Origin of the sequence: Vibrio sp. 1641, from assembly GCF_033339995.1 — a bacterium.
In the GTDB taxonomy this organism is placed as follows: domain Bacteria; phylum Pseudomonadota; class Gammaproteobacteria; order Enterobacterales; family Vibrionaceae; genus Vibrio; species Vibrio alginolyticus.
This window is the reverse complement of record NZ_JAWOVP010000033.1, coordinates 1-4,688: the sequence shown is the minus strand read 5'-3', so window position 1 is coordinate 4,688 and position 4,688 is coordinate 1. Positions and strand designations below refer to the sequence as shown.

Annotated in this window: 4 protein-coding genes; 2 read left to right on the top strand and 2 right to left on the bottom strand. The window is 36.6% G+C overall.

The genetic code is table 11. The annotated features are described in order from the left end of the window. The first annotated feature begins 4 nt into the window (after window positions 1–4). Both repM and R7Z47_RS23880 read left to right on the top strand, forming a co-directional pair. Window positions 5–832 (top strand): replication initiation protein RepM, encoded by an 828-nt coding sequence (gene repM, locus R7Z47_RS23885; protein ID WP_000534216.1) that lies wholly within the window; start codon window positions 5–7, stop codon window positions 830–832. Window positions 833–898: 66 nt separating this feature from the next. After that, entirely contained in the window at window positions 899–1,441 is a 543-nt protein-coding gene (locus R7Z47_RS23880) for a plasmid replication DNA-binding protein (RefSeq protein WP_004896925.1), read from the top strand. Window positions 1,442–1,799: 358 nt separating this feature from the next. On the opposite strand, the gene R7Z47_RS23875 is transcribed toward R7Z47_RS23880, so the two are convergent. Further along, entirely contained in the window at window positions 1,800–2,684 is an 885-nt protein-coding gene (locus R7Z47_RS23875; RefSeq protein ID WP_000155092.1) for an Mph(E) family macrolide 2'-phosphotransferase, read from the bottom strand. 55 nt (window positions 2,685–2,739) lie between these two features. Then, window positions 2,740–4,215 (bottom strand): ABC-F type ribosomal protection protein Msr(E), encoded by a 1,476-nt coding sequence (gene msr(E), locus R7Z47_RS23870; RefSeq protein ID WP_000052512.1) that lies wholly within the window; start codon window positions 4,213–4,215, stop codon window positions 2,740–2,742. Between the last annotated feature and the right edge of the window lie 473 nt (window positions 4,216–4,688).

Below are 4,688 nucleotides of genomic sequence, written 5' to 3'. Positions count from 1 at the left end.
TTGAATGGGTTCATGTGCAGCTCCATCAGCAAAAGGGGATGATAAGTTTATCACCACCGACTATTTGCAACAGTGCCGTGTACATCGAAATACGGCTTATCAGGCGTTAAAAGATGCTTGCGATGACTTGTTTGCAAGACAATTCAGTTATCAGAGTCTTAGTGAAAAAGGTAACACTATTAATCACAAATCAAGATGGGTGAGCGAGGTGGCTTATATTGATAATGAAGCTGTCGTTAGACTTATTTTTGCCCCTGCTATTGTGCCTTTAATTACTAGGTTAGAAGAACAATTTACAAAGTATGAAATACAACAAATAAGTAATTTAACAAGTGCTTATGCTGTTCGTTTATATGAAATATTGATTGCATGGCGTAGTACTGGAAAAACGCCTCTCATAACTATGTATGATTTTAGACAAAAAATAGGTGTACTCGAGACTGAATACAAACGAATGTATGATTTTAAAAAATATGTTTTAGACATTGCATTAAAACAAGTAAATGAACATACCGATATTATTGTCAAAGTTGAACAGCATAAAACAGGTAGATCTATTACTGGTTTTTCATTTAGCTTTAAACAGAAAAAATCAGCCACGCATTCAGTCGAATCTAAAAGAGATCCGAATACATTAGACCTCTTTTCAAAAATAACAGATAAACAACGCCATCTATTCGCCAACAAGCTCTCAGAGCTTCCTGAGATGAGTAAATATTCACAAGGCACAGAAAGCTATCAGCAGTTTGCTGTACGTATAGCTGCCATGCTGCAAGATGCAGAGAAATTTAAGGAATTACTTCCTTTACTCAGAAAATTAGGATTTCAATGACATTGTTAATTGAAATTGTTAAGTTAACAGTCAGGTATTAACACAAGTTGAAAACTGGTTTACATAATGAAAAAACTGTCAGTTTCAGAGTTAGCTAAGCTTTATGGATATTCAAGACAAGCCATATATGCACATATAAACAAAGGAAATTTATCTAAAGGATCTGATGGATTAATTGACTTTTCAGAGGCCCTAAGAGTTTTTGGGGAACCACAAAAAAAAGAGGATACAGTCAATCAAAGTCAATCAATTAACAGTCAAAACTTGACAGAAGTTGACTTACTAAAACGTCAAGTTGACATACTGGAAAAACAATTAAATCAGGCAATACAGAGAGAAAATCAATCTTTAGAACGTGAATCGTTTTATCAAGAACAGATTGAAGCTATGCAGCGCTTACTAGAAGCACCAAAAGCCAATATGACTACCTTTACCGATCAGAGCTTTAAACAGGATATAGCAACGGATCCTCGGTCGGAACTAGCAACGAACTATGACGAATTGACTACTCCTCAGCAAGACAATAAGCGTATTCCTATCCCGGAGCATGTTGAACCAGAACAGAAGAAGAGAGGCTTCCTAAGCCGCTTTTTCCTTCCATATGGTTAGCCAAGACTCCAGTTTTTTGAAGAGCCAATTTCAGTGCAAGCACTTGAAATAATGACTCCTCAAAAAACCGGATGATGTTTATTAAAACTGAATAAAACCGTGGAACATCGCTCAATTAGTGATCGTGGAACATGAATAATCAATAAAAAGCCGTTCTGGTGCCCTATACTCCAGAACGGCTTACGTTAATATAATGATATTTAAAGAGAAATATCAAGCATTTCGTATAAGAAATTTTATGTTAAATGATTGTTAGAAATGCCCCTTGATCGAGGCATTTTCTATAAAGAATACTAAAAACTAATTAAAGCCAACCAAGTTTCAAAACAAGGCAGTTCTCAGCAATCATATTTTTAAATTATATAACTCCCAACTGAGCTTTTGCTCCAACGATAAGGCTTTCATTTTGAGTTTCTAAGGCAAATAAACCATACATCAAAGGAGAGGCCGCTGCTCTTTCTAAAGTCTGTTCATATAGTTTATTCCAAACTTTACCCCCTAGTTTTTCATACTCGATGATTAGAGTTTTGAGGCTTTCTTCTCCAAACAAAGTTACATGCCCAGCAAAATCAATCGCTGGGTCATCTATATGGGCTGTTGACCAATCAATAACGCCTGAAACAGCTCCATCCTTTGAAGCTAGTACATGCCCAGCATATAAATCGCCATGTATAAATTGGGTGAAATCTGCCCATAGAACATCATTATCCAACCATTTTCTGTAGCGGGTTTCCAATTGCTCACTTATACCAATTTCAGATTTTACTAACTGCAAATTGTTTGCTATTTCAGGTCTTAAATCTGAAGGTTTCATAATTTTCAAATCATTTTCCCGAACTTCTTTTTCAGGAATACTATGGATTTCAAATAAGGTTTTTGCCAAAGATGTTATGTATTTCGGGCTATCTTTGTCCATATTCCAAATTATTTCATAGGTTTCAGCATCCAAATTTAAAACAGGATTATCTTTAAGTATGGGATAAGCCACTAATTCTGTAGATGAAATTCTCCAATCAGGAACCTCTACAGAAAGATGTTTTTTTACCAATTCTAAAATGCGTTTTTCTTTCTTGATTTGTTCCCTCATGCCATCACGACGAGGAATACGCAGCAACCATTGTTGCCCCTTTGTATCAAGAGCAAAAACGACCTTAAAATCAATGCCCATTTCATTGAAATTCATTTTGTCCGTAAGCAACAAGCCGTGTGCTTCAGCAAGTGATTGAATATCTTGAATTGTCATTTTTAATTTCCTTTAAAGAGTTCAATAATTAATGTTCGGATTAGATTGGCTATCATTAACAATCTCTCTCAAAAGTCTTGATGATTTTGTGGTCTTTGATCTCGTAGATAATGTCAGCAATATTATCGACCAATTGCTTGTCATGAGATACGAAGATAATAGTTCCTGCATAGGACTTCATCATTGTTTCTAATGCGGCAATACTTTTTAGGTCAAGATAGTTTCCTGGTTCATCCATAAGCAAAATATTATATTTTCCTAAAAGCATTTTGGATAAAAGCAGTTTGATGATTTCACCTCCCGATAAGTCGGATAAGTTTTTTTGAATATCATTCGCTCCGATCCCCATTGAAGCCAATACTGCACGAATTTCCGCAACTGTGTACTCGCACTCTTCCTGCATAAAGGAGAGCACAGATTTATGCGTGTTAAATTTATATCCTGTTTGTGTAAAGTAGCCAATTTCAGCTTTTGGAGATATGGTTAATCCATCAGCACGTTCTGATATCATTTTTAACAAGGACGTTTTCCCTGTTCCATTCGATCCAGTTATAGCGACTTTAGCGCCAAGCGGTATTATAAAGTTAGCGTCATCAAAGATAGTACGGCTACCAAATTTTAAGCTCAGACCATCTGCCGTAATCGGGAACTTATTGTGCAGTTCTAGGGCTGAACTTTGACGAAAACGAATAGAACGCAAATGCTCTGGTGCTTGAATATCTTCTAATGCAGCCAAACGCTTTTCCATACTCTTAGCTGCCTGATACAGTTTTCTTTGCTTGGTGCCAGTCATTTTTGCATGCCCAAGTCGTCCAGCACTTTCGGTAGAGTTTTTGGATTTTTCTCCTTTTTTCTTATTGTCTAATCGATTAGCTTGCTGGCGTTTTTCTTGCACAGCAGATTCTAATCGCTCCCGTTCCTTCATCATCAGCTCATATTCTACGGCTTGGTGTTGTCGCTCTTCTTCTTTTTGACGCAAGTAATCCGAGTAACCACCCCAATATTCCGTAATTTTACCGTCTTTTAACTCCCATATCTTGTCTACAACCATATCAAGAAAATATCGGTCATGACTGATAACAAGTAATGCTCCATCAAATGCTTTAAGTTGACCAATAAGTAGATCTATTCCATTGAGATCAAGGTGGCTGGTTGGTTCATCCGCTAGAATGCCATGTACTTGTTGGGAAAATGCGGCAGCAATTTTTGCACGAGTTTCCTCTCCGCCACTCATTGTGTCGTTTTGTACATTGGAAACACCAAGGCGAGATAACATTGCCCGGTCTTCGACCGTTTCTATTTCGATTCCGCCCAGTTGGCTGATATGTGCAAAATCACCAAAACGCTGTAATGTCGCTTCGGCTAAAACAATTTCGCCATTAAGTACTTTGAGTAAACTACTCTTTCCTGCTCCGTTATCACCCACAAGACCAATACGGTCATAAGAGTGAATTTCCAATTCATCAATATCCAAAACATCACGCCCAGCATAATCCAAGCGTATGTTTCTCGCTTTAATAATTAAACTCATTTTTATTTACTCCTGTTTAGCTCTTGAAATTTTTTATGCAGCAAACAGGATTTAGGTGAAAACAAAAGCTAGCATCACAGTGTCCTCCCAAAAAAAAAGCTATTCATCCACAGGGTGGACAAATAGCTAGTCAATTAAGTTATAACTGGAAACTATGCACTAAAAGCATACTTATAAATTAAGCATACTTTTACTTTATATATCCGCATATATTCTTAAAGACACAACAAAAGCCCACCATTATAAAATAGTGTCACTATGCAAATAGTTGTGTCTTAACGAATGCGGATAGAATGCATAAACTTACCTAAAAAATAAAATTCAGTTTTATGATAACTTTACTGTTAAAAGAAGTCTAGACAACCTTGTTTTATGCTTGGATATAAGGCTTATTTTAGGCACTGTTGCAAAGTTAGCGATGAGGCAGCCTTTTGTCTTATTCAAAGGCCTTACATTTCAAAAACTCTGCTTAC

What these genes read in the sequence shown, in the direction of transcription:
- repM (WP_000534216.1), top strand. Translation starts at nt 5, where the DNA reads ATGGGTTCATGTGCAGCTCCATCAGCAAAAGGGGATGATAAGTTTATC.
- R7Z47_RS23880 (WP_004896925.1), top strand. Translation starts at nt 899, where the DNA reads ATGAAAAAACTGTCAGTTTCAGAGTTAGCTAAGCTTTATGGATATTCA.
- R7Z47_RS23875 (WP_000155092.1), bottom strand. Translation starts at nt 2,684, where the DNA reads ATGACAATTCAAGATATTCAATCACTTGCTGAAGCACACGGCTTGTTG.